Origin of the sequence: Aeromonas bestiarum (assembly GCF_000819745.1) — a bacterium.
GTDB lineage: Bacteria > Pseudomonadota > Gammaproteobacteria > Enterobacterales > Aeromonadaceae > Aeromonas > Aeromonas bestiarum.
The window spans coordinates 204,394-227,847 of sequence record NZ_CDDA01000028.1 but is presented as its reverse complement, the minus strand read 5'-3'; the positions used below and the strand labels follow the sequence as shown (position 1 = coordinate 227,847).

The window sequence follows — 23,454 nt, the reverse complement described above, 5'->3', positions numbered from 1 at the left end:
ATACAGTAAAGAGTCGGCCCGCAACAGGATGGATAAGGAAGGGTTGAAAAGCGGCTTAGAACAGCTTGCTGCCCCAGCCGAGCTTGTTGCGCAGCACGTGGAAGTAGCTGTAGTCGAGCGGGTGCACCAGGTGCAGCTTGTGGCTGCTCTTCTTGATGAGGATCTCGTCACCCGGGTGCACCGCCAGGGTGACCTGACCGTCGCAGCTCACCTGCATGGCGTCATCCTGGTTGTCCGGCGAGACCAGCAGCCGCACCTCGCTGTCCGCATCCAGCACTATGGGGCGGCTGCTGAGGGTGTGCGGAAACATGGGCACCAGTGTGATGGCGTTGAGCTTGGGGGTGAGGATGGCGCCGCCCGCCGATAGCGAATAGGCGGTGGAGCCGGTCGGGGTGGCGACTATGATGCCGTCCGAGCGCTGGCTGTACATGAAGCTGCCATCGATATAGACCTCGAACTCGATCATGTGGGCTATCTTGCCGGGGTGCAGCACGGCTTCGTTCACCGCCAGGTTGCTCGATTTGCGCTCCCCATGACGATAGACGGCGGCCTCCAGCAGGAAGCGGTGTTCACTCTTGTAGTGGCCGGAGAGCACCTGTTCCAGCGGCAGCAGGTAATCCTGCGGCGACAGGTCGGTCAAAAAGCCGAGATTGCCCCGGTTGACGCCGATCACCGCCACATCGAACCGTGACAGCACCCGGGCCGCCCCCAGCATGTTGCCGTCGCCGCCGACCACGATGGCCAGATCCGCCTGCTCACCGAGCTGGACCAGATCCATCACGTTCTCATCCATGATGCCGAGGGTATGGGCCACCCGGCTCTCCACCAGCACCCGAAAACCTCGGGTAGTGAGATATTGATGCAGACCGGTCAGGGTCTGGTTGGCCCCTTCGTGGTGGGGTTTGCCAATCAGGGCAATGGTTTTGAACGGAGAATCCATATGCTGTCGGGTCTGGGATGAGTATTGGGGGGAGTATACCGCGCTTTGTGGGGGATTTGTCTGCTGCCGGCGTCTACTGGTGGGCATAGCGCCATGAAAAGTGGCAATTTGGCCGTTGGCTCGGCTCATTGGCGACGATAGCGCCCTTTTCCCCTTGAAAGCCGGGGCTGCGTCCCCATAATAGCGCCATTACAGGGTCTGTTACCGACTTGTCGCGCACCCGAACGTCAACAGACCCTAACAAGCAACCCTGAAATTGGAGATGTCATGAACCACGAAGAACAAAAGGTTGAAGCGATGGAGCAAGTGGAAGTCCAGCCAGTCGAGCCAACCGATGTAGACAGTGAAGTGACAGCCGAGCAGGCCCGCATTGCCGAGCTGGAGGCCCAACTGGATGCCGCCCGGCTGGCGTCCAATGAAGAGCGCGAGCGTGCCATTCGTGCCGTCGCCGAGATGGAAAACCTGCGTCGCCGCGCCGCCCAGGACGTGGAGAAGGCTCACAAGTTTGCGCTGGAGAAATTCGCCGCCGAACTGCTGCCGGTACTGGACAACCTGGAGCGTGCCATCGAGCTGGCGGACAAAGAGAACGATGCCCTCAAGCCCATGATCGAAGGGGTCGAGCTGACCCTCAAATCCATGCAGAGCTCGGTGGGCAAGTTTGGTCTGAATCCGCTGGATCCGCTCAATCAGCCGTTCGATCCCAACGCCCATCAGGCGATGAGCATGATCGAGAATGGCGAGCTGGCACCGAACACCGTCATCGCCGTGATGCAGAAGGGCTACGAGCTCAACGGTCGGGTGATCCGTCCGGCCATGGTGATGGTCTCCAAGGCGCCGGCCTGAGAGTCATCGCTGTGCTGAGCCCGCCGCTCGGCGGGCTTTTTATTGATAGCGGCGCCATTTTGCGTATTAAGTGGCGCCATTTGGCAAGCATTCAGCCGTAAACAGGGCAAGAATGCGCGGTTTTTTGAGGGCGGGGCTTGAAGCGACAACTTGAGACCCCATATAGGTTGCAAGGCCGCGGCGGCACAAAAAATTTGATGCCGGGAGCTTGAAAGCCACTCTGGCTGCCCCCACCTAGCCGTTAACGCATTAAGGCGAGTTCCTCGCCAGTTTATTCAAAGTATTTGGAGATTCGTCAAATGGGTAAAATCATCGGTATTGACCTGGGTACTACCAACTCCTGCGTCGCTATTCTGGATGGCGACACCGCTCGCGTGATCGAGAACGCAGAAGGCGATCGTACTACTCCGTCCATCATTGCCTATGCCGATGATGGCGAGATCCTGGTTGGTCAGCCGGCCAAGCGTCAGGCCATCACCAACCCGAAGAACACCCTGTTCGCCATCAAGCGTCTGATCGGTCGCCGTTTCGAAGATGAAGAAGTGCAGCGTGACCTGAAGATCATGCCGTACGCCATCGCCAAGGCCGACAACGGTGATGCCTGGGTTGAAGTGAAGGGCAAGAAAATGGCACCGCCGCAGATCTCTGCCGAAGTGCTCAAAAAAATGAAGAAGACCGCCGAGGATTACTTGGGCGAGCCTGTGACCGAAGCAGTCATCACAGTACCGGCCTACTTCAACGATGCCCAGCGTCAGGCTACCAAGGATGCCGGTCGCATCGCGGGTCTGGATGTAAAACGCATCATCAACGAACCGACTGCCGCGGCTTTCGCCTACGGCGTGAACAAGGTCAAGGGCGAGCGCAAGGTTGCCGTGTATGACTTGGGTGGCGGTACTTTCGATATCTCCATCATCGAGATCGACGAAGTCGAAGGGGAAACTACCTTCGAAGTACTGGCGACCAACGGTAACACCCACCTGGGTGGTGAAGACTTCGACAACCGTGTCATCAACTATCTGGTAGACGAGTTCAAGCGTGAGCAGGGCATCGACCTGCGCAACGACCAGCTGGCCCTGCAGCGTCTGAAAGATGCCGCCGAGAAAGCCAAGATCGAACTCTCTTCCGCCCAGCAGACCGACGTGAACCTGCCGTACATCACCGCAGATGCCACAGGTCCCAAGCACATGAACATCAAGGTGACCCGCGCCAAGCTGGAATCCCTGGTGGAAGACATGGTGAAAGACTCGCTCGAGCCGGTTCGTACCGCCCTGAAAGACTCTGGTCTGGCTGTTGGCGAGATCGACGACGTCATCCTGGTCGGCGGTCAGACCCGCATGCCTATGGTGCAGAAGACTGTTGCCGAGTTCTTTGGCAAAGAGCCGCGCAAAGACGTCAACCCGGACGAAGCCGTGGCCATGGGTGCTGCCATCCAGGGTGCCGTACTGTCCGGTGACAAGACCGACGTACTGCTGCTGGACGTGACTCCGCTCTCCCTGGGTATCGAAACCATGGGCAGCGTGATGACGGCGCTGATCGAGAAGAACACCACCATCCCGACCAAGAAGTCCCAGGTGTTCTCCACCGCCGAAGACAACCAGTCTGCCGTGACCATTCACGTGCTGCAGGGTGAGCGCAAGCGCGCCAGCGACAACAAGTCCCTAGGCCAGTTCAACCTGGAAGGTATCCGTCCGGCTCAGCGTGGTCTGCCGCAGATCGAAGTGACCTTCGACATCGATGCCAACGGTATCCTGCACGTCTCTGCCAAAGACAAGGAGACCAACAAGGAGCAGAAGATCACCATCCAGGCTTCCTCCGGTCTGTCTGATGAAGAGATCGAACGCATGGTACGCGAGGCGGAAGCCAACGCGGCCGAAGACAAGAAATTTGAAGAGCTGGTGCAGACCCGCAACCAGGCTGACGGTCTGGTCCACTCGGTCCGCAAGCAGGTAGCCGAAGCCGGTGAAGCCCTGCCTGCCGACGACAAGACCAAGATCGAAACCGCATTGAGCGAGCTGGAAGCCGTCATCAAGGGTGACGACAAGGCGGTCATCGAAGCCAAGCAACAGGCGCTGATGGAAGCCTCCCAGAAGCTGATGGAGATTGCCCAGCAGCAAGCCCAGGCTCAGGGTGCTGGCGCCGATGCCGGTCAGTCCTCTTCTTCCGCCAAGGCTGACGACGACGTGGTCGATGCCGAGTTCGAAGAAGTGAAAGACGACAAGAAATAAGCCACACCCAGATGGGCAGAGTCCGCTCTGCCCATCGGCTTGAACGATGAATTTACGGGCGTTGGGTGACCAACGCCCGTCTGCATAACTGTTTACGTAGCAACAGGATCAGTATGTCAAAGCGCGATTTCTATGAAGTGCTTGGGGTATCGAAAGATGCCGACGAGCGCGAGATCAAGAAGGCGTACAAGCGTCTGGCGATGAAGTTTCACCCGGATCGCAACCAGGGTGATGCCGCCTCCGAAGAGAAGTTCAAAGAGGTCAAGGAAGCCTATGAGGTCCTGACCGATGCCAACTTGCGCGCCCGTTATGACCAGTACGGTCATGCCGGCGTGGATCAGAGCCAGGGTGGCGGTGGCCACGGTGGCTTTGGCGGCGGAGCCGATTTCGGTGATGCGTTCGGTGACATCTTTGGCGACATCTTTGGCGGTCGCAACGGCGGCGGTCGTCGTGGTCCGGCCCGGGGTTCCGACCTGCGCTACACCATGGAGCTGACCCTGGAAGAAGCGGTGCGCGGCGTCTCCAAGGAGATCAAGGTACCGACCCTGGTCCACTGCGAGGTCTGCAACGGCTCCGGCGCCCACACCGGCAGCAGTGCCCAGACCTGCCCGACCTGCCACGGTGCCGGTCAGGTGCAGATGCGTCAGGGCTTCTTCGCGGTGCAGCAAGCCTGTCCGCACTGCCACGGTCGCGGCAAGATCATCAAGGATCCGTGCCGCAAGTGCCATGGCGAGGGTCGCTACCAGAAGACCAAGACACTGTCGGTGAAAATTCCGGCGGGCGTCGATACCGGCGATCGCATCCGTCTCTCCGGCGAAGGGGAAGCGGGGGAAGCCGGGGCTCCGGCCGGGGATCTCTACGTACAGGTGCACGTCAAGGAGCACGAGATCTTCGTGCGTGACGGCAATAACCTCTACTGTGAAGTGCCCATCAGCTTCACCGCGGCCGCACTCGGTGGCGAGATCGAAGTGCCGACCCTGGATGGTCGCGTCAAGCTCAAGGTCACTCCCGAGACCCAGACCGGCAAGATGTTCCGCATGCGGGGCAAGGGCGTCAAGTCCGTGCGCTCCGGCCAGGTGGGGGATCTGATGTGCAAGGTGGTGGTCGAGACCCCGGTCAAGCTGACCGAGTCCCAGAAAGAGCTGCTGCGCCAGCTGGACGAGTCGTTCAGCGGTGCCGCCGCCAAGACCCACAAGCCGAGATCGGAAGGTTTCTTCGAAGGGGTGAAACGCTTCTTCGATGACCTGACCCGCTGATGGCAGCCGGTCCGGCACCAAGATAGAAAGAGGGAGGCATGATGCCTCCCTCTTTTTTTGTCGTCTTGATCCAAGCGCTATCGCGACCTGTCATCCCGATGTGCAGAGCTGTCCATATCAGGCGCCGACCAGCGTGCTGCCGAGGAAGGCATAGGCGAAGCCAAAATAGATCAACACACCCAGCAGATCCATGATCGAGGTGAGCATGGGGGAGCTGAGGGTGGCCGGGTCAGTGCCTATCTTGCGCGCCACGAATGGCAGAGCCAAACCGAGCAGGCTGCCAACGACGGTCACCGTCATGGCCGACAGGCTGACGATCAGCACTATGTCCCAGCCGATGCTCTTGCTCCAGAATGCCATCACGCCTTCCAGCACGGCGACACCCACCCCCAGCGCCAGGGCCACGGGCAGATCGCGACGCAGTACGAAGAAGAAGTCACGCAAGCTCAGCTTGAGCTGCCCCATGCCCATAGAGCGGATCACCAGGGTGGCAGACTGGCTGCCCGCGTTGCCGCCCATGTCGATGATGGGGGCAATGAAGGCGGCGAGGATCAGGACCTCGCTGAGCAGATCCTCCTGGGCCGCGACCAGATTGCTGGTGAGAATGCCAAAAATGGTCAGTACCGCCAGCCAGAAGAAACGGGCATTGAACATGCTCAGTGTGCTGGATGCGCGAAGATCGAGTTCGGGGCCACCCAGAGCCGCCGTGCCACCGAAACGGGCAATGCGGTTGGCGTCCTCTTCTTCGGCCACATCCATCGCATCATCCACAGTGACCATGCCGAGCAGCTGCCGGTCATTATTCAACACCGGCAGGGCCAGCAGGTTATAGCGGGCTATCATGTCCGCGGCGGCTCCCTTGTGGGCATCTGCCTGAATACTCACCAGCTCCCGCTGCATGATGCTTGATATGGGGGCCTTGCTGTCGGCCAGAAAGAGTTCTCGCAGCGAGACAACCCCGATGAGGCGGCGCATTTCATCCACGACATACAGGGTGTAGATGCTTTCTCTGTCAGCGGCAGTGCTGCGCAGGCGCTGCAGCCCCTCGCCCACAGTGATGTCGGCCGGCAGGCTGGCACAATCCGAGCTCATGATGGAGCCGACCAGGCTGTCGGAGTAAGAGGCCAGTCGTTGGGTATCCTCCCGCTCTTCCTCCGTCATCGCATCGAGCAGGATCTGGCGCAAGGCGGCGGGCAGACGATTGTAGAGGTCGGCCCTGTCATCGGGGGAGAGGCGGGTGCACAGCTCCTCCAGCTGGGTCTTGGCCATGGATCGCACCAGACTGGCCTGAATATCGCTTGGCAGATGGCGGAAGATGCGAGCGGCCCGCAATGCAGGCACCAGGCTGAGGAAGGTGTGAATATGCTTGTCTGTCAGGCGCTTTATCGCTTGAGCCAAATCGACTTCATGAATATTCAGGCTCAGGCTCTGGATCCCCATGCGATCCTTGTTTTGCAGCAGTACGTACAGCTGTTGGTGAATATCTTGGTATTGCATTTATATATCCTTTAATACATCAGCCGGAAAAATGGCAAATAGAGTCCCGACTGACATCACATCAGCAAAAATAGATAAAGAAATAACACCCGAAAATTAACTCGGGCTAGTCGCCAGTACAGGCTCCAGGGTCAGGGTCCATAAGGCACCTCCTGATTGATGTAGAAAACGGCCATATTCTTGCCCGTCATGGGCAATGAAAGGGGAACTGAACTGGTGCAACGCTCGGCCAGCGTGCGGCAAGGGAGACCGGATGGCGAGACGGACGCAACCCGGTGACCGGCGGCTGCCATGTCCCCTGCGGTTTCGCCGGCAAGCCGCATGGCCACTGACCCTCGGCAAACCGGGCTCGCCATTGGCAACTCGCGCCATGGGCGGAGCAACATGGGTTGATGGGTAGACAGCGGTAATGACATGCGGGTCCTGATATCAGGAGAAGATCCATGCAGGCATGATTGACGGCATCCAGCGGGTGACCCTGGATGGCGCAAGTAATAGACATCGAGTGAATACAGGGAAGGGGTGCACTCAGGTGCAAATAAACCGCTCTCCGCATAGCGCGAGATAGCGGCAGAAGACTCTGCGGGATCTCGCGACTCAGGTATTGGCTGACGAGCTCAACAACCTACTGTCATCTGATGAATTGCCCACTGATGGTCTCCGTTATTAATCAATGCGGCGATGCTACTGGAATGACACTTGTTGGTAAATAATTAATCCGTCGACAGAAACATTTAGAAACATCTTTATTGATATGTTTCGTGATTGAACGACAGGGTACATTGGGTACGCGGCCATATTACGCGCCGGGCTCGGCATCATTATCTGCCACTTCGCCGCCGACCCAGATGGTGCACTGTGTGTGTCAACGTCCACTCACAGGATGGTGCATGGCCAATGCCCGGCAGACCCATCGTCAGCACCATGACCCCCTTGACCCATATTGCCAGCGAGATGCGGCCCCTCATCCACACCGCCAGCCGGGATCGCCGGTCTGCGGATGTGGATCCGCCCTATTGAGTGGATCCCGATGAGGGATCCACCTCACAACTCCCGCCAATTCCCCCTGTACAAACGTTATCCCGCTCACAGAGTGGCTGAAACGGTTTAGCTTCTGTATTGAGTTAGCTAAAGCGGTTTAGCTATGCTCTCTTCGCCGATAAAAACAGAGCCCGATCGGGCAACACACGACAGGTGAGGAAGATGATGATGTTCAAGAGCAGATTGGCGTTGGCGGTAGCGCTGGGATTGGGGATGAGCGGCCCGCTGTGGGCGGCTGAGGGCGGTATCGAAGCCAGGCTGGCAGCGCTGGAGGCGCGGGTACAGGCGGCCGAAGCGCGAGCCGAGGCGGCGGAAAGTCGTGCCAGTCAGGCCGAGGTGAAGGCGAGTGCGGCCAGTGAGCAGGCCCAGGTCGCCAACAGCCGCAGCCAGAAGGTGGATGAGAAGACGGCGGGGGCGCAGGGCTTCGAGTTTCACGGCTATGCCCGTTCTGGCTTGCTGGTCAACGGCAATGGCAACGGCGGGCGCGGCGGCCCCTACCTCACGCCAGCCGGCTCGGTGGGCGGGGCTGTTGGCCGGCTTGGCAACGAGGATGACACCTACATGGAGGCCAATCTGCTCAAGACCCAGACCTTCGCCGATGGCAGCTGGGCCCGCTACAAGCTGATGCTGGCCGATGGCGTGGAGACCAGCAACGACTGGACCGCCAGCGATTCGAGCCTCAATACCCGCCAGGTGTTTGCCGAAATCGGCAATCTGGCGAGCTTCGACGGCCCCTTCAAGCATGCGGTGCTGTGGGCGGGCAAGCGCTTCGATCGGGACAACTTTGACATCCACTGGCTCGACTCGGACGTGGTGTTCCTGGCCGGGACAGGTGGCGGCGTCTACGACGTGCAGCTGGCCGACAGCTGGAAGGCGAACTTCTCCCTCTATGGTCGCGACTATGGCGACATCAGCGCCAGCGGCCTGTCGGACATAGAGAGCCATATCCTCACCATGAACAACCGCGTCGGCAACTGGCAGTGGATGCTGAACGGCCTCTCGGCCAAGGACAACGAAGCGCGCATCAACGACGGCGGCAAGGGAAGCGAGGCGGCGAACAAGGGGGCGCACACCCTGCTGGCTTATCACGCCGACAGCTTCTTTGGTATCAACCCCGGCTTCTCCAAGGCCGCCATCCTCTACGGTCATGGCCTGGGGGCCGAGCTCAAGGGGCTGGGTTCCGACAGCGAGTTGCTGCCGGATGCCGATGCGGTGCGAGTTGCCGTGTTTGGCGCCACGGATCTCAACCCGCGCTGGCGTTTCGCGCCGGCCCTGCTGGCAGAGCAGAGTCAGGACCGTTACGTAAAGGGGGATGAATACCAGTGGCTGACCCTCAATACCCGGGTGGCCCAGGTGCTGAGCCAGAACGTCGAGCTGGTCTACGAGGCGGCATGGCAGTACATGGATCTGGATCCCAAGGGCTACAAGGGCCGCCAGACGGTGAGCGGCAACTTCACCAAGCTCACCTTCGCTCCCACCTTCAAGGCGCAGACCGCCGGCTTCTTCGAGCGGCCAGAACTGCGGGTGTTCGCCACCTGGATGGACTGGTCATCCGAGCTCGACAACTATGCCAGCGACGACGCCATGGGCCAGAGCAACTTCACCGCCGGTGGCGAGTGGAACTTTGGCGTACAGATGGAAACCTGGTTCTAGTTCGTTATCCCGATCACAAAAATGGCAGCCGGTGCCGAGATCTGTTGGTTGGCTAAATCGGTTTAGCTGATAATGAAAGCCAAGAGATGAGGGCTTGGCCCCGTCAATGAATCCTGTGCAGCAGTGGAGTAGCAAGGTGACGAATCGTGTGTGGGTAATGGGGGATGCTGTGGTGGACTTGATCCCGGAAGGGGAATTGCACTACCTCAAGTGTCCGGGTGGCGCACCCGCCAATGTAGCGGTCGGGGTGGCACGGCTTGGCGGTGATGCGGCCTTTATCGGCCGGGTCGGCGCCGATCCCTTCGGTCGCTTTATGGCTGATACCCTGGTGACCGAGGGGGTCGATATCGGTCACCTGACCCAGGATCCGGCCCATAACACCTCGACCGTGCTGGTGGCGCTCGATGAGGCAGGGGAGCGCAGCTTCACCTTCATGGTGCGCCCCAGTGCCGACCAGTTCCTCGAACCGGCGGACTTGCCCCGCTTTGAGGCCGGTCAGTGGCTGCTGACCTGCTCCATCGCGCTCGCCAACGAGCCGGTGCGCAGCAGTTGCCTGCAGGCCATGGCAACCATCAAGGCCGCAGGCGGACGGGTCTGTTTCGACCCCAACCTGAGGCCCGAGGTGTGGGGCAAGCCAGCCGAGATGCTGCCGCAGGTAAGCGCGGCCATCGCCCTGGCGGACGTGGTCAAGCTCTCCGGCGAGGAGCTGCAACTGCTGAGTGGCGAGGATGATCTGGCCGCAGGGCTCGCCACCATACGAGGGCCTGCCCTGGTGCTGGTAACCCGGGGGGCGGCCGGTGTGGTGGCCCGCTTGGATGGCGAGTTGCTGGAGTGGGTGGGGCAAAAAGTGACCCCGCTCGACACCACGGGGGCGGGGGATGCCTTCGTCGCCGGTCTCCTGGCCGCGCTGGCACAGGGCGAGCGATTGCCCACGCTGGCCGAACTGCCCATCATCCTGGCCCAGGCCCACGGCTGCGGGGCGCTTGCCACCACCGCCAGGGGGGCCATGACGGCGCTGCCGACCCGCACAGAACTGGATGCCTTTTTGCGATCAGGCACAAGCGGCTGTTGATCTGCGGCTAGAAGCCCGGGTCGACAGCCCTTACTCTCATGTGACAAGGACCCGCCAGCGTGGCGGGTCATAAGAGGAAGAATATGAATATCAGTGCGATAGCCAAGGATCTGGTGCCCCTGCTCGGGGGCAAGGAGAACATCGTCAGCGCCGCTCACTGTGCCACCCGGCTGCGGCTGGTACTGGCCGACGACAGCAAGGTGAACAAGGCCGCCATCGACAAGCTGGACGGGGTAAAAGGCTGCTTCAGCAACGCGGGTCAAATTCAGGTGATCTTCGGCACAGGTCTGGTCAACAAGGTCTATGCGGAGTTCGTCGCCCTGACCGGTACCGGCACCGCCAGCAAGGCGGAGCTGACCGACATGGCGACGGCCAAGCTTAATGTGGCCCAGCGCCTGGCGCGGACGCTCTCCAACATCTTCGTGCCCATCATTCCGGCAATCGTCGCGTCCGGTCTGCTGATGGGGCTGCTCGGCATGGTGCGCACCTACGGTTGGGTCAATGCCGACAGCGCCCTCTTCGTCATGCTCGACATGTTCAGCTCGGCGGCCTTCATCATTTTGCCGATCCTGATCGGCTTTACTGCGGCGCGTGAGTTTGGCGGCAACCCGTATCTGGGGGCCACCATGGGGGGCATCCTTACCCATCCGGCGCTGACCAACGCCTGGGGCGTGGCCGGTGGCTTCAAGACCATGGACTTCTTCGGTCTCGATGTCGCCATGATCGGCTATCAGGGCACAGTCTTCCCTGTGCTGCTGGCGGTCTGGTTCATGTCCCATCTGGAGAAGCAGTTGCGCAAGCGCATTCCGGACGCGCTGGATCTGATCCTCACGCCGTTTCTCACCGTCATCATCACAGGTTTCGTGGCGCTGCTCTTCATCGGCCCGGCGGGTCGGGTGCTGGGGGACGGTATCTCCTTCGGTCTGAGTGCGCTTTATGAGCAGGCAGGCTGGTTGGCGGGGCTGGTGTTTGGCGGCACCTATTCCCTCATCGTCATCACCGGCATCCACCACAGCTTCCACGCCATAGAGGCGGGACTGCTCACCAATCCGGCCATTGGGGTCAACTTCCTGCTGCCCATCTGGGCCATGGCCAACGTGGCGCAGGGCGGGGCCTGTCTGGCTGTCTACTTCAAGACCCGGGATCCGAAAATCAAGGCGATCACAGTGCCGGCGGCCATGTCCTGCCTGCTCGGCATCACGGAGGCGGCGATCTTCGGCGTCAACCTGCGTTACATCAAGCCCTTCCTGGCCGGTCTACTCGGCGGTGCCCTGGGCGGTGCCTACGTGGTGGCGGCCAAGGTGGGCATGACGGCGGTGGGGCTGACCGGCATTCCGGGCATGGCCATAGTCCAGCCCATGAGCCTCATACACTACGTCATCGGGCTGGTGATTGCCTTTGGCGCCGCCTTCGCCGCCTCCTGGCTGCTCAAGTACAAGGTGGAGTGATGAAGGACGTCGATCTCCTCAACCAGGTTGTCCGGTCCCTGCTGGCCGGACAGCTCAAGGCGGCGGCCGATCCCCATAGGCCCCGCTGGCATCTGGCAGCCCCGGTGGGGCTGCTCAACGACCCCAACGGTTTTATCGAGCACGACGGGCGCTACCACCTCTTCTACCAGTGGAATCCGCTCGGCTGCGAGCACCGCAACAAGGGGTGGGGCCATGTCAGCTCGACCGATCTGCTGCACTGGCAGCACGAGCCGGTGGCGCTCTTGCCCACCGAAGCCTATGAGAGCCACGGCTGCTACTCGGGCTCGGCGGTCAGCGACGAGCAGGGGCGCTTGACCCTCATCTACACAGGCAACGTCAAATACCCGGATGGCAGCCGCACCGCCTACCAGTGTCTGGCTCGCGCCGACGGTGAGGGCGGTTTTGCCAAGCTGGGCCCTGTGCTGGAACTGCCCGCAGGCTACAGCGGCCATGTGCGGGATCCCAAGGTGTGGCACGACGGCCAGCAGTGGCTGATGGTGCTGGGGGCCCGCACTTTGGACGACAGGGGCGAGGTGCTGCTCTATCGCGGCGACACCCTGCAAAGTTGGCAGCTGGTGGGCCCCATCGCCGGCAGCGGGCACGGGGGGCTTGGCGAGTTTGGCTATATGTGGGAGTGCCCGGACCTCTTCCCGCTGGCCGATCGCCATCTCCTGATCAGCTGCCCGCAGGGGATTGCCCCGGTGGGTGACGATTATCGCAATCTCTACCAGTGCGGCTGGCTGGCGGGCACTTTCGACGGGATGCAGTTTACTCACGGGGCTTTCCACGAGCTGGACAGGGGCTTCGAGTTCTATGCACCGCAAACCACGCTGGACAGTCAGGGGCGGCGCCTGCTGTTTGGCTGGCTGGGGCTGCCGGAGGAGAACGAGATGAGCCAGCCCACCATCCCCTATGGCTGGATCCATCAGATGAGCTGCCCGCGGGAGCTGTTCTGGCAAGACGACTGGCTCTGCCAGCGGCCGGTGGCAGAGTTGGCGGCATTGAAGGGGGAGTTGACCCGGTTCGAGGGGATGCCCGGCGAATTTGCGGGGCTGGCCATCGACTCGGCCTGGCTCGATCTGGATCTGTGCGGTGAGGGGAGTCTCTGGTTCGGCACCGTGGCCGAGCTGGTGTGGCAGCCGGGGCGCATCACCCTGCGGCGCCAGAACTGGCAGAGCGGGGAATGGGAGACGCGATCCACCCCCTGGCTGGGTGGGCGGATCACAGTGCTGTGCGATCGCTCCAGTCTGGAGTGTTTCATCGATGGCGGTCGCCATACCCTGTCGGCCCGCTACTTCCCCGGTGAAAAGCCGCAGCTATCGGCAGGGAACGCGGGTGGGGGCTGCAAAATTTGCCTCAATCACTGGCCGCTGTCGGCTTGCCTAGTACAATAGCCCGGTGCTAGTCAGCCGGGAGGCCAGGTGGAGAAGAAGAAACGGATCACGATTGCCCAGATAGCCGAGTTGGCGGGGGTGTCCAAGGCGACCGCCAGTCTGGTGCTCAACGGCAAGAGTGCTGAGTACCGGATTGCCGATCAGACCCAAAAGCGGATCCAGGCGGTGGCGGATGAGTGCCACTACCAGCCGAGCTTTCATGCCCGCGCCCTGCGCGAGACTCGCAGTTACACCTGGGGTCTGGTGATCCCCGATCTCACCAACTTCGGTTTTGCCCGCATCGCCCGTGCCCTCGAGGCTCACTGCCGGGAGGCGGGCATCCAGCTGCTGATCGCCTGCTCCGAGGATGATCCCACCCTGGAGCAGACGGTGGTGGACAACCTCATCAGCCGTCAGGTGGATGGCCTCATCGTCGCCTCCAGCGGCCACAGCGACGATATCTATGCCCGTATTCACGACCGTCTGCCGGTGGTGCAGCTGGATCGCCACATAGGCGAGTCGCGCCTGCCCATGGTGATCTCCGATGCCTGCAAGGCCACCGCCGAGCTGGTGCGGGACATGGCCAGCGAGTGCGGCGAGGAGATCTACTACTTCGGCGGTCTGCTGGATCTCTCCCCCAGTCGCCATCGGCTTGCCGGATATGAGCTGGGGCTGCATCGGGCCGGGCTTGAGGCGGACGCCATCCGGGTGCGCCATCGCGACTATCAGCCCAGCTCGGGCTATCAGCTGATGGCCGAGCTGGTGGCCGAGCTGGGTGCGCCGCCCCGCGGGCTCTTCACCGCTTCTTTTACCCTGTTGGAAGGGGTGCTGCGCTACCTCAACGAGGCGGGGCTGATGGAGACGGGCATGCGGCTGTGCACCTTCGATGATCACGATCTGCTCGACTGCATACCGATGCGCATCGACTCGGTGGCGCAGGATTGTCCGGCGCTGGCCCGCGCCGCCTTCGAGCTGATGCAGCAACTGATCGCGGGCAATGCCCCCGCGCAGACCGCCCAGGTGATCAGCCCCAGGGTACGCTGGCGTACCCGCCGCTAGTCGCGCAGGTTCGCTCCCATAGAAAAGCCCCGCCAGAATTGGCGGGGCTTTTTGTTTATCGGGGGAGGGCGCACAGACATGCCCAGCCGGTTCAATCCGTGGTACTGGCGCGCCAGAACACCTGCTTGATATGGGGATGAATGGCCAGCTTCACCATCAGGGCATCCAGCTCGTCGCCATCGATGGAGGTGGCCAGCAGCACGGCGGAGATCTCCAGATCCTGTTCACCGAACGGCTCTATGTCCAGTTCGCTCAGAGGGTAGTTGGCCTGCTCCATCATCTCTTCGAGCCAGTGCAGCACCTCTTTTTGATACTCGCGCTGGGCGAGGGCCGTGACCCTGTAGGTCACCTCGGTATCTGTATTGTCCACCGGGCGGCGGTTGATCTGGTTGACCAGCGGTCGCAGCAGGGTGTTGGCGGCCAGCACGAACAGGGCGCCGAGCACTGCCTCCATGGCGAGCCCGGCCCCGCTGGCCGCGCCCACAGCCGCCACGCCCCACAGGGTGGCTGCCGTGTTGATGCCGCGGATATTGCCAGACTCGCGCATGATGACACCGGCGCCGAGAAAGCCGATGCCGGAGACGATATAGGCCACCACATGGACCACGTTGTAGTTGCCGCCGTGCAGGTCATAGATGCGCTGGGCCAGGCTGACGAACAGGGCGGCCCCCACGGCGACCAGCACGTTGGTGCGAAGACCGGCGGTACGCTGGCGGTACTGGCGCTCCAGCCCGACCAGGCTGCCCAGCACGAAGGCCAGCAACAGACTGGCCAGGGTGTCGAGCAGGGAAATCATGTCAAATTGCTGCCACATTCTCATGGCGTACTCCTTCTGGTTTGAGATGGCCTTCGGGATACAGGATAGAAGGCCCAGTGAGCATTCCTGATGAATCGCAGAGGTGCGCGCGGTGAAGGCCATCATGGGAAATGAAAGCGGGCGCACGGTCAAACGGGCCCGCGCACTCAGAATGGCGAGCAGATAGCCGGGCCAGATGGAAAGGGGCCAGCATGGCTGGCCCCCGATCTACGCGATCCCGGTTAGTTGAGCAGCGGCTCGGCGTCGCGACGGGGGCGCAGCTCCCAGCGAACCGGGTGGGCGACCCCGACCTGGTGCACGAACTGCACCAGATAACGGCGCTGTGGCGGGGTGCAGTGCAGATTGAGCACCAGCTCCCGACCTCCGCTGCGCCCTGGCCTCAGGGACTGCATGGGACGCAGCCCGGCCGGTTGCAGGGTATGAGTCACCATGTCGAGCACCTGCTCCATGTCGGCGCGATCCTGGCAACGGATCTGCAACCTGTAGTGGTGCTGACTCGGCTTGGCGCGCAGCCAGAGTGGCAACAAACCACGGCCCAGCTTGCTCAGCAGGGGGTGAGCCTGGGTGGATCCGGACTTGGTTGAAATAAAACGCATAGCAGCCTCCTTGTGGGAAGCAGAAACTATGCAGGCAAGGTGTCCAGGCCTGGGCTTGGGTCACCTGACGTCAAGTGTAAAAAGAGAAGAGGGGAGTGGATTTCCGCTTCTCGCAGGGTTGCGAGAACGCGGCAGAGGAAGACCTGCGGCTATCTCGCGACCTGGGTGCCGACTGACTGGGTCGGCCTACAACTGTCACTTGATGAATTGCCCACTGATGGTCTCCGCTGTTGATGAACGGCCAGATGGTACTCATCCAGAGCGATGAGGTAAAGCCTTATCCGCGCTCAGCAACATTTAGATACAAGTTTGTCAATAACCTGAGCCACTTGGCTACATTCATACCAGCCCGGCCAAGGCCGGCGCCATCCCAGGCGCCGGGCCAGTGGCCGCGGCAGCCTGCGCCATGATCCACGGCCATGCCTAGGGTTTACTCTCACATAAAATTAGATATTGCTAATTTAGGTTTTATTTATAGAATGAAGCTTAATATAAGCAACTGCTAATTTATGCCTATGGCCCCTTTCGATGAGATGACCCGGCATGCCAGCGAGGCGGCCGCCCTGCTCAAGGCGCTGGCCCATCCCGAGCGGTTGCTGGTGCTCTGCCAGCTGCTTGATGGCGAGAAGGGTGTTGGTGAACTGCTGGCGCACAGTGCGCTGGGGCAGTCGGCGTTCTCCCAGCAGCTGGCGGTGCTCAGGCGCAGCGGCCTGATCCGGTCGCGCAAGGTTGCCCAGCAAATCTACTGCTCGCTGGCGAACGAGGCGGCGGCGGATGTACTGGCCGTGTTGCGCACCCATTTTTCTCACTCCCAAGACGACGAGGTGTCCTGATGTTTGAAACCCAATGGTTACTTGCCCTGGCCGGGGGCATGCTGGTGGGGCTCTCCGCCCTGATGCTGATGCTGTTCAACGGCAAGGTGGCCGGGATCAGCGGCATTCTGGCGGGCGCCATGCAACACAGGCACGCCTGGCGCTGGCTGTTTTTGCTGGGACTGGGGGCGGGGGCCTGGCTGGCATTTTCCCTGGACTGGGCCAGGCTGCCGCGCTTCGACACCCTGCCGGCCTGGCCGCTGGTGTTGCTGGCTGGGCTGCTGGTCGGGATCGGTACCCGTCTTGGCAATGGCTGCACCAGCGGTCACGGCATCTGCGGCATGGGTCGGCTTTCTGTGCGCTCCATCCTTGCCACCCTCACCTTCATGGCAACCGGTGCCCTCACCGTGTTTGTCACCCTGCATCTGTTGTAACGAGGCGATGAGATGAAACTCTTTATCAGTCTGTTGGCCGGTCTCTTGTTCGGGCTCGGCCTTGCCATCTCCGGCATGGTGGATCCGGCCCGGGTCATCGGCTTTCTCGACGTGGCGGGGGCCTGGGATCCCAGCCTGGCCTTCGTGATGGGGGGGGCCTTGCTGGTGTTCATGCCGGGCTACTTTCTGCTGGTCAAACCGAGCCGCCAGAGCCTGCTCGGTGAGCCATATTCGTTCAGCCAGGCCCGGCAGGTGGACGGTCGCCTCCTCGGTGGCTCGGCCTTGTTCGGCATCGGCTGGGGCCTGGTGGGCATCTGTCCCGGGCCTGCCTTGAGCCTCATCTCCAGCGGTCAGCCCATGATACTGCTGTTCGTGGCGGCCATGGTGAGCGGGATCTTGCTGGTGGACAGGGTATGGCCGACGCTGTGGCCCGCCCGCAGCGCCTGATCCCCAGGCGCCATGAGCCCGCAGTCCCGGCATCCGTGCCGGAGTCAGGCAGGCGCAATAGCGAGAGGGCCACCTGGGTGGCCCTCCTCTTTTCACACGTTCAGGTGGCTGGCGCGCTGAGTCAGCGTCCTTTCATCAGCGGGAAGTAGCGTCGGTCGGCCTGGCTCATGTGGCCGACAACCAGCTCCTGAATGATGAAGTTGAGCAATTCGTCGTTGCCAAGCTCGCCGGCCCTGGCGGCGGTCATCAGCTGGCTTGCCCTGTGCAGCAGCCGCTGGTGGTCCTGCTGGTGGCTGGCCAGCTCGGCATACTCCAGCTCGGCCAGCATCTGCTCCTCGAAGGCGAAGTGATGGCGCGCCATCTCGAACAAGCCTTCCAGACTCTCCAGATAGAGGGCAGGGTGTTCGCTGTTGTCTTTCATGCGCTCCAGCAGCCGGTTGGTCAGCACGAAGAGCTGGCGATGCTCGGCATCGATGCGGGGGTGGCCGCACTCGTGGCTGTTTTGCCACAGCAGTGAGCCCAGCTCGGGATCCAGCCCGGCGGTAAACAGGCAGACCCGGCCGCGGCCCCGTCCCTTGGCCTGATACATGGCCTGATCGGCATGGTGCATCAGGGTCTTGGGATCCGTGCCATGTTCCGGGTAGAGCGCCACCCCTATGCTGCTGGAGATCCGCAACTCCTGCTCTTCATCCACCCGGAACGGATGACGCAGGCTCTGGTGCAGATGATCCGCCACTGTCAGCGCCTCGTCACTGATATCGGGCAGCAGGATCACGAACTCATCGCCCCCGAGGCGGGCCACCAGATCCTGTTCCCGCACGCAGTGGCGCATGCGCTCGGCCACCATGTTGAGCAACACATCGCCGGTTTCATGGCCGAAGGTGTCGTTGATCGGCTTGAAGTGATCCAGATCGATGAACATCAGCGCCAGCTCTCTCCCCTCGTCGGCCATGGCCTCCTTCAGCCGCAGTTGCAGCAGGCGACGGTTGGGCAGGTTGGTGAGCGGATCATAGAAGGCGAGGCGGTGCATCATCTCCTCGCTGGCGGCGCGTTCCGTGATGTCGCGGGTGACCCCCAGGATGGCGTCTGGCTGGCCTTTCTCGTTGCCGTGCAAGGTGGTGATGGTCTCGGTCGCGACCAGATGCCCCTCCCTGTGCCGCAACTGGGTGCGGATCACGCAGCGGGTCTGCTCGTGGTCGCCTCGTTGCCAGGCAGCGAGGGAGTCACTGAGCTCATCGCGCAGCTGTTTTCTGGAGGTCTCCGGGATCAGTTGCTTGAGGGGCAGGCTGAGGATGTCGATCGCCTCGTAACCGCTGAGCGGCAGAATGGCCGGGCTGACGTAGCGAAAGCGCAGGGTGGCGGTATCCATGGTCCAGATGACGTCAGCGCTGTTCTCCGCCACAAACCGGTAGTGCTGTTCGCTCTGGGCCAGTTCATGGGTGAGCCGCAGTCGATCCCGGGCCTCCTGACGCAGGCGCAGGTAGAGATGGCAGAAGATGCCGAGCAGGGTCAGCAGGGTGAAGGTGATCAGCATGGCGACGGCCACGCTTTTGTCGAACAGCTGCCTCTGCTGGCGCATCCGCTCCCGGTCCGGGTTGTAGAGGAAGCGCTCCAGATCGGGCAGGGAGCTGAGCAAGCCCGCCTCCAGGTAGGTTCTGGCGATCTGCTGCCATCGCTCGGGTTGCATGTAGCCGGGCTCGATAAGATCCGGCTGCATCAGCTCCCTGGTTTCATGGGCCTCGAACTCCAGCTGCTCACGACCGTAACCGCTGGGATAGTGCTCCATGATCCAGCTGATCATCTCCTCCGGGTTTTCCATGGCATAGCGCCATCCCTTGAGGCTGGCCTGCTGGAATGCATAGACCCGCTCCGGCCTGCCCGCCAGCTCACGCTCAGAGGTAAACAGATTGTCACCGTAGAAGTCGAAGTCGATGTCGCGGGGGGAGAATACCCGGTAGGGGATCCCCAGCTGGGCCAGATAGAAGGGCTCGGTGGTGCTGTAGGCGCTGATGGCATCCACCTGTCCGGTCAGCAAGGCCTGCAGCCCCTGTTCATAGGGCAGTCTGGTCCAGCTCTGTGGCTGGGCATGGCGGCCGAGATAGACCTGCAACTCCCTTGAGCCTGGTTCCAGCATCAGGCGCTTGCCCGCCAGATCAGAGGGTTGCAGTATGTCGGGCCGTTCCAGCGAGAGCAGGACCAGCGGCGAGTGCTGCAGCATGGCCGCCAGTACCACGACCGGACGGCCTGCGGCACGGGCGAGCAGCAAGTCGCTGCCGCTGATCCCGAACTGGGCATTGCCCGACACCACCTCGTTGACCACATTGGTCTGCGGCGTGGCGGCGCGCAGCGCGACATTCAGACCGGCATCACGATAAAAGCCCTTGAACTGGGCTGCGTAATAACCGGCGAACTGGAACTGATGTTGCCATGGCAGTTGCACCACTATCTGATCTGCCGCCCTCAGGGGCAGAGAGGTGACGCTGTAGCAGATCGCCATACCCAGCATTGGCAGATACCAGAGCAAGCGATGAAGGGAGGAATTTACGCCTGTCATATACATTCCTCTCGGGAGACGGGTTCGATCCTAGAGTCAAACAATTCCTTGTTGCCCGCAAGGGGGCGAAAGGCCGCTGGAATGGGGGATGGGTGACAAAAAAAGTGATTTCTGTGTCGTTTATCACATTTGGCTTTCATGCTCGGTATTTTTGTCAATTATGCGAATAATTAAGGAGCCATATGGCCTATAAAAACGGTCGCATTTTAGTCGTATTTAGCTGTTGTTTACCTCAGTAATAGTGAGTGATTGCTTTTTTCACGGTGCAATGCGTCAACCTGTGTCGCCGTATCAAAAGATACTTTTCTGATGCTGTGGGAATGTATCCGGATTGATTCTATTAGGTTGTTAATCGGTAACGATGGAGCCCAGCCGGCAAGGGCCCAAATCCAGTCGCCAGCGGTGGTATGATAGCGGCTCTTCCTTCTCGTTGAGGCTCTCTCATGTCCCGATTGCGTCTGTTGTTGTCCGACTCTCACGATCCCCTGTTCAACCTGGCGGTGGAGGAGTGCATCTTTCGCCAGATGGACCCGAACCAGCGGGTGCTCTTCCTGTGGCGCAACGCCAATACGGTAGTGATTGGCCGCGCCCAGAACCCCTGGAAGGAGTGCAACACCCGTCGCATGGAAGAGGATGGGGTGACCCTGGCCCGGCGCAGCAGCGGCGGCGGCGCCGTGTTTCACGACCTTGGCAACAGCTGCTTCACCTTCATGGCGGGCAAGCCCGGCTATGACAAGAGCATCTCCACCGCCATAGTGCTGGATGCGCTCAAGCGGCTCGGGGTGAGCGCCTTCGCCTCCGGGCGCAACGACCTGCTGGTGGCGACCCCGGACGGGGATCGCAAGGTGTCGGGCTCGGCCTATCGGGAGACCCAGGATCGCGGCTTTCATCATGGCACCCTGCTGCTGGATGCCGACCTGGGCCGGCTCGCCAACTACCTCAATCCCGACCCCAAGAAGCTGGCGGCCAAGGGCATCAGCTCGGTGCGCAGCCGGGTGGCCAACCTGTGCGAGCTGCTGCCCGGCATTGACCACAACCAGCTGAGCCACGCTCTCTGCGAGGCCTTCTTTGCCCATTACGGCGAGCAGGTTCTGCCCGAGCACATCTCTCCGAGCCAACTGCCCGACCTGCCCGGCTTTGCCGACACCTTCGCCCGCCAGCGCAGCTGGGAGTGGAACTTCGGCCATGCGCTTGCGTTCAGCCATCAGCTGGACGAGCGCTTCGGCTGGGGCGGGGTCGAGCTCCATTTCGATGTGGAGAAGGGGGTCATAGGCCGGGCGCAGATCTTCAGCGACAGCCTGGATCCGGCGCCGCTGGATGCGCTGGCCGAACGGCTGGTTGGCCTCGCCTATCGCCGCGAGGCCATAGCGGCGGGGCTGTCGCAACTGCGGGCCGATTTCCCGGCCCAGCAAGCCGAGCTGGACGAGCTCTCCCGCTGGTTGCTGGCCGCACTGCGCTGAAGTTTTTTCCTGTCCGATCACGAAATCAAAAGAGGCGCCCAAAAGGCGCCTTTTTGCCAGCCCACGCCACGGCTCATCATGACAAAAAGTAGGGGAGGCCATTAGATATTGTCGCTGTTTCAAACAGCGGCTCAGGGGTATAAGGGCAGCACACTTGCTGTACTAATGGTATAAAAATGAGTGACTTAGTTTATCTGAAAGATGAAGACGTCAACGCCGTCCACCCCGATTTCTCCGCCCGTTTCGCCACAGTCAAAGCCAACTTTTTCTCGCGCAATCCCGATCTCTGGCCGGTGTTTCGCGAGCCCGGTTTCGCCACCCTCAACGAGTTTCGCGCCCGTGGCCTGGCGCCGGATGCCCGCCTGAACGCCTGGCCAGATGGCCGCGCCCGCCTCGCCGATCTCTGCGAGACCATGCCGGTGCCCGCACAGATGCGCACTCCGGGCGAGCCCATGACCGAGCTGCTGTTTGCCGGCGCCCTGTCGAAAGACTGGGAGAACCCCTCCAGCGTCGAGAACGTCATCACAATGTCGGCGGATCCCGCCATCTACGGCGCCCAGATGGGCATATTGGCCAACCCCAACCTGGTCTACTCCGAGTATGCCGGGGTGGCCGAGGAGCTGGAGAAGAAGGTGGTGCGCCAGATAGCCCTGCTGGCGGGCTATGATCCGGCCCGCGCTACCGGCATCTTCACCCAGGGGGGGACCTTCTGTAACCTCTACGGCTACCTGCTCGGCATTCGCAAGAGCTTGCCCCAGGCCAAGCACAAGGGGCTGGGCCACTATCAGGACTACCGCATCATCAACTCCCAGGGCGGCCACTACTCCAACATCACCAACCTCTCCCTGCTCGGGGTCGACATAGAGAACAAGACCATCCGCATCCAGGTCGGCGAGAACAACGACATCGATCTCGATCATCTGGAGCGCACCCTGACCGCCTGTTTTGCCCTCAAACATGTGGTGCCCACCATCATGCTCACCATGGGGACCACGGACACCTTCGGGGTGGACCAGGTCAAACCCGTGGTCGAGCTGCGGGATCGCCTCTGCGAGCGGTTCGAGGTGTCGGTCAAGCCGCACATCCACGTGGATGCAGCCATCGGCTGGTCGATGATTTTCTTCCTGGATTACGACTTTGGCGCCAACCCGCTCGCCATCAACGGCGCTACCCTGGCGGGGATCGAGCGCAACGTGGCCCGCTTCGCCGAGCTGAAATACGCCGACTCCTTCACCGTCGATTTCCAGAAGTGGGGCTATGTGCCCTACACCTCCAGCCTGGTGATGATCAAGGAGCAGGACGATCTCAAGGCGATGGAGAACGACCCGGAGAACTTCTCCTATTTTGAGCGGGACATTCAGGGCCAGACCCACCTGCAGTCCACCATAGAGTGTTCCCGTGGCGCCAGCGGCCTGTTCGGTGCCTATGCGGCGCTTAACTACCTGGGGGTCGAGGGTTATCGCACCGTGCTGGCCCACTGCCTGCAAAATGCCAACTACTTCCGCTTCCGGTTAAGCCAGCTTGGCAACGTCAAGCTGGTGGCCCAGGAGAATCAGGGGCCGAGCGTGGGCTTCAAGATCTACAACCCCGAGTGGGTGCAGGATCCGGACGCCGAGTTCGCCTTCGAGCTGGCACGCAGCCCGGATGCGGCCTACAAGGCGCGCTTGCAGCGCAACACCGACTATCACCGCGGCCTCTTTACCGGGCGCGGCAAGGTGGGGCTCTACACCAACTGGGTGGAGGCCATAGCCCACTCCGACTACGATGCCCGCGGCAAATACTCCTATATCGCAGGGGAGAAGGCGGTCTTTATGAACCCCGCCTGCGGTCGTGAGCAGATCGATGCCTTCATCGCGCACATTCGCGGCTGATGGCGGATGAATGACGGGGCGCAGGCGGGTTTCCC

Annotated in this window: 19 protein-coding genes; 14 read left to right on the top strand and 5 right to left on the bottom strand. The window is 61.5% G+C overall.

All coding sequences use genetic code 11. From position 1 onward, the window contains the following. Nucleotides 1–55 precede the first annotated feature (55 nt). Nucleotides 56–940 carry an NAD(+) kinase gene (gene nadK, locus BN1118_RS14345; protein ID WP_042871168.1) on the bottom strand — a complete coding sequence of 295 codons (885 nt, stop codon included), beginning with the start codon at nt 938–940 and terminating at the stop codon, nt 56–58. 267 nt (nt 941–1,207) lie between these two features. Here nadK and grpE point away from each other — a divergent pair, with 267 nt between their 5' ends. From grpE to dnaJ, 3 genes are all read left to right on the top strand, one after another. After that, complete coding sequence (gene grpE / locus BN1118_RS14340; protein WP_043556786.1) at nt 1,208–1,783, top strand: nucleotide exchange factor GrpE; 576 nt, start codon at nt 1,208–1,210, stop codon at nt 1,781–1,783. 299 nt (nt 1,784–2,082) lie between these two features. Next, on the top strand, nt 2,083–4,008 hold the full coding sequence (gene dnaK, locus BN1118_RS14335; RefSeq protein WP_043556785.1) for a molecular chaperone DnaK: 1,926 nt from the start codon (nt 2,083–2,085) through the stop codon (nt 4,006–4,008). Nucleotides 4,009–4,121: 113 nt separating this feature from the next. Further along, nucleotides 4,122–5,264, top strand: a complete 1,143-nt coding sequence (gene dnaJ / locus BN1118_RS14330; protein WP_042871174.1) for a molecular chaperone DnaJ — start codon at nt 4,122–4,124, stop codon at nt 5,262–5,264. Nucleotides 5,265–5,381: 117 nt separating this feature from the next. Here the strand turns inward: dnaJ and mgtE are convergent, their stop codons facing one another. After that, nucleotides 5,382–6,761: a magnesium transporter gene (gene mgtE / locus BN1118_RS14325; protein ID WP_043556784.1), complete on the bottom strand. Its 1,380-nt coding sequence runs from the start codon at nt 6,759–6,761 to the stop codon at nt 5,382–5,384. An 897-nt stretch (nt 6,762–7,658) separates the two neighbouring features. Here mgtE and BN1118_RS22395 point away from each other — a divergent pair. From BN1118_RS22395 to BN1118_RS14300, 6 genes are all read left to right on the top strand, one after another. After that, a complete protein-coding gene (locus tag BN1118_RS22395) occupies nt 7,659–7,781 on the top strand; it encodes a hypothetical protein (protein ID WP_280136100.1) in 123 nt (40 codons plus the stop codon). 183 nt (nt 7,782–7,964) lie between these two features. Further along, nucleotides 7,965–9,455, top strand: coding sequence for a carbohydrate porin (locus tag BN1118_RS14320; RefSeq protein WP_156994999.1), 1,491 nt, complete (start codon nt 7,965–7,967; stop codon nt 9,453–9,455). Between the two features lie 115 nt (nt 9,456–9,570). Next, nucleotides 9,571–10,527: an aminoimidazole riboside kinase gene (locus BN1118_RS14315; protein WP_156994996.1), complete on the top strand. Its 957-nt coding sequence runs from the start codon at nt 9,571–9,573 to the stop codon at nt 10,525–10,527. An 83-nt stretch (nt 10,528–10,610) separates the two neighbouring features. Then, nucleotides 10,611–11,975, top strand: a complete 1,365-nt coding sequence (locus BN1118_RS14310; protein ID WP_043556782.1) for a sucrose-specific PTS transporter subunit IIBC — start codon at nt 10,611–10,613, stop codon at nt 11,973–11,975. Next, nucleotides 11,975–13,390 carry a glycoside hydrolase family 32 protein gene (locus tag BN1118_RS14305; protein WP_043556780.1) on the top strand — a complete coding sequence of 472 codons (1,416 nt, stop codon included), beginning with the start codon at nt 11,975–11,977 and terminating at the stop codon, nt 13,388–13,390. Before BN1118_RS14310 ends, BN1118_RS14305 begins: the two co-directional genes overlap by 1 nt. A gap of 27 nt (nt 13,391–13,417) precedes the next feature. Further along, the gene (locus tag BN1118_RS14300; RefSeq protein WP_043556779.1) at nt 13,418–14,428 is read left to right on the top strand and encodes a substrate-binding domain-containing protein; all 1,011 of its coding nucleotides are present in this window, start codon (nt 13,418–13,420) and stop codon (nt 14,426–14,428) included. Between the two features lie 91 nt (nt 14,429–14,519). On the opposite strand, the gene BN1118_RS14295 is transcribed toward BN1118_RS14300, so the two are convergent. Both BN1118_RS14295 and BN1118_RS14290 read right to left on the bottom strand, forming a co-directional pair. Continuing rightward, nucleotides 14,520–15,248 (bottom strand): MgtC/SapB family protein, encoded by a 729-nt coding sequence (locus BN1118_RS14295; protein WP_043134302.1) that lies wholly within the window; start codon nt 15,246–15,248, stop codon nt 14,520–14,522. Nucleotides 15,249–15,466: 218 nt separating this feature from the next. Then, a complete protein-coding gene (locus BN1118_RS14290; RefSeq protein ID WP_043556778.1) occupies nt 15,467–15,841 on the bottom strand; it encodes a hypothetical protein in 375 nt (124 codons plus the stop codon). A 515-nt stretch (nt 15,842–16,356) separates the two neighbouring features. Here BN1118_RS14290 and BN1118_RS14285 point away from each other — a divergent pair. From BN1118_RS14285 to BN1118_RS14275, 3 genes are read left to right on the top strand one after another with little or no spacing between them, the layout of a single operon-like run. Continuing rightward, the gene (locus BN1118_RS14285; protein WP_043556775.1) at nt 16,357–16,674 is read left to right on the top strand and encodes an ArsR/SmtB family transcription factor; all 318 of its coding nucleotides are present in this window, start codon (nt 16,357–16,359) and stop codon (nt 16,672–16,674) included. Next, complete coding sequence (locus BN1118_RS14280; RefSeq protein ID WP_043556773.1) at nt 16,674–17,087, top strand: YeeE/YedE family protein; 414 nt, start codon at nt 16,674–16,676, stop codon at nt 17,085–17,087. Before BN1118_RS14285 ends, BN1118_RS14280 begins: the two co-directional genes overlap by 1 nt. A gap of 12 nt (nt 17,088–17,099) precedes the next feature. Beyond that, nucleotides 17,100–17,534, top strand: coding sequence for a YeeE/YedE family protein (locus tag BN1118_RS14275; RefSeq protein WP_043134296.1), 435 nt, complete (start codon nt 17,100–17,102; stop codon nt 17,532–17,534). A gap of 121 nt (nt 17,535–17,655) precedes the next feature. Here the strand turns inward: BN1118_RS14275 and BN1118_RS14270 are convergent, their stop codons facing one another. Next, on the bottom strand, nt 17,656–20,088 hold the full coding sequence (locus BN1118_RS14270; protein ID WP_043556762.1) for a diguanylate cyclase domain-containing protein: 2,433 nt from the start codon (nt 20,086–20,088) through the stop codon (nt 17,656–17,658). 443 nt (nt 20,089–20,531) lie between these two features. Here BN1118_RS14270 and lplA point away from each other — a divergent pair, with 443 nt between their 5' ends. Next, entirely contained in the window at nt 20,532–21,548 is a 1,017-nt protein-coding gene (gene lplA / locus BN1118_RS14265) for a lipoate--protein ligase (protein ID WP_043556761.1), read from the top strand. A gap of 176 nt (nt 21,549–21,724) precedes the next feature. Then, nucleotides 21,725–23,419, top strand: a complete 1,695-nt coding sequence (locus BN1118_RS14260) for a pyridoxal phosphate-dependent decarboxylase family protein (protein ID WP_043556758.1) — start codon at nt 21,725–21,727, stop codon at nt 23,417–23,419. Nucleotides 23,420–23,454 lie beyond the last annotated feature (35 nt).

Excerpts from the sequence above, each read along its gene's own strand:
- dnaJ (WP_042871174.1), top strand. The coding sequence starts at position 4,122 with ATGTCAAAGCGCGATTTCTATGAAGTGCTTGGGGTATCGAAAGATGCC.
- BN1118_RS14295 (WP_043134302.1), bottom strand. The coding sequence starts at position 15,248 with ATGAGAATGTGGCAGCAATTTGACATGATTTCCCTGCTCGACACCCTG.
- BN1118_RS22395 (WP_280136100.1), top strand. The coding sequence starts at position 7,659 with ATGCCCGGCAGACCCATCGTCAGCACCATGACCCCCTTGACCCATATT.
- BN1118_RS14280 (WP_043556773.1), top strand. The coding sequence starts at position 16,674 with ATGTTTGAAACCCAATGGTTACTTGCCCTGGCCGGGGGCATGCTGGTG.
- BN1118_RS14305 (WP_043556780.1), top strand. The coding sequence starts at position 11,975 with ATGAAGGACGTCGATCTCCTCAACCAGGTTGTCCGGTCCCTGCTGGCC.
- BN1118_RS14310 (WP_043556782.1), top strand. The coding sequence starts at position 10,611 with ATGAATATCAGTGCGATAGCCAAGGATCTGGTGCCCCTGCTCGGGGGC.
- nadK (WP_042871168.1), bottom strand. The coding sequence starts at position 940 with ATGGATTCTCCGTTCAAAACCATTGCCCTGATTGGCAAACCCCACCAC.
- BN1118_RS14275 (WP_043134296.1), top strand. The coding sequence starts at position 17,100 with ATGAAACTCTTTATCAGTCTGTTGGCCGGTCTCTTGTTCGGGCTCGGC.
- grpE (WP_043556786.1), top strand. The coding sequence starts at position 1,208 with ATGAACCACGAAGAACAAAAGGTTGAAGCGATGGAGCAAGTGGAAGTC.
- BN1118_RS14285 (WP_043556775.1), top strand. The coding sequence starts at position 16,357 with ATGGCCCCTTTCGATGAGATGACCCGGCATGCCAGCGAGGCGGCCGCC.
- BN1118_RS14320 (WP_156994999.1), top strand. The coding sequence starts at position 7,965 with ATGATGATGTTCAAGAGCAGATTGGCGTTGGCGGTAGCGCTGGGATTG.
- mgtE (WP_043556784.1), bottom strand. The coding sequence starts at position 6,761 with ATGCAATACCAAGATATTCACCAACAGCTGTACGTACTGCTGCAAAAC.
- dnaK (WP_043556785.1), top strand. The coding sequence starts at position 2,083 with ATGGGTAAAATCATCGGTATTGACCTGGGTACTACCAACTCCTGCGTC.
- lplA (WP_043556761.1), top strand. The coding sequence starts at position 20,532 with ATGTCCCGATTGCGTCTGTTGTTGTCCGACTCTCACGATCCCCTGTTC.
- BN1118_RS14260 (WP_043556758.1), top strand. The coding sequence starts at position 21,725 with ATGAGTGACTTAGTTTATCTGAAAGATGAAGACGTCAACGCCGTCCAC.
- BN1118_RS14290 (WP_043556778.1), bottom strand. The coding sequence starts at position 15,841 with ATGCGTTTTATTTCAACCAAGTCCGGATCCACCCAGGCTCACCCCCTG.
- BN1118_RS14270 (WP_043556762.1), bottom strand. The coding sequence starts at position 20,088 with ATGACAGGCGTAAATTCCTCCCTTCATCGCTTGCTCTGGTATCTGCCA.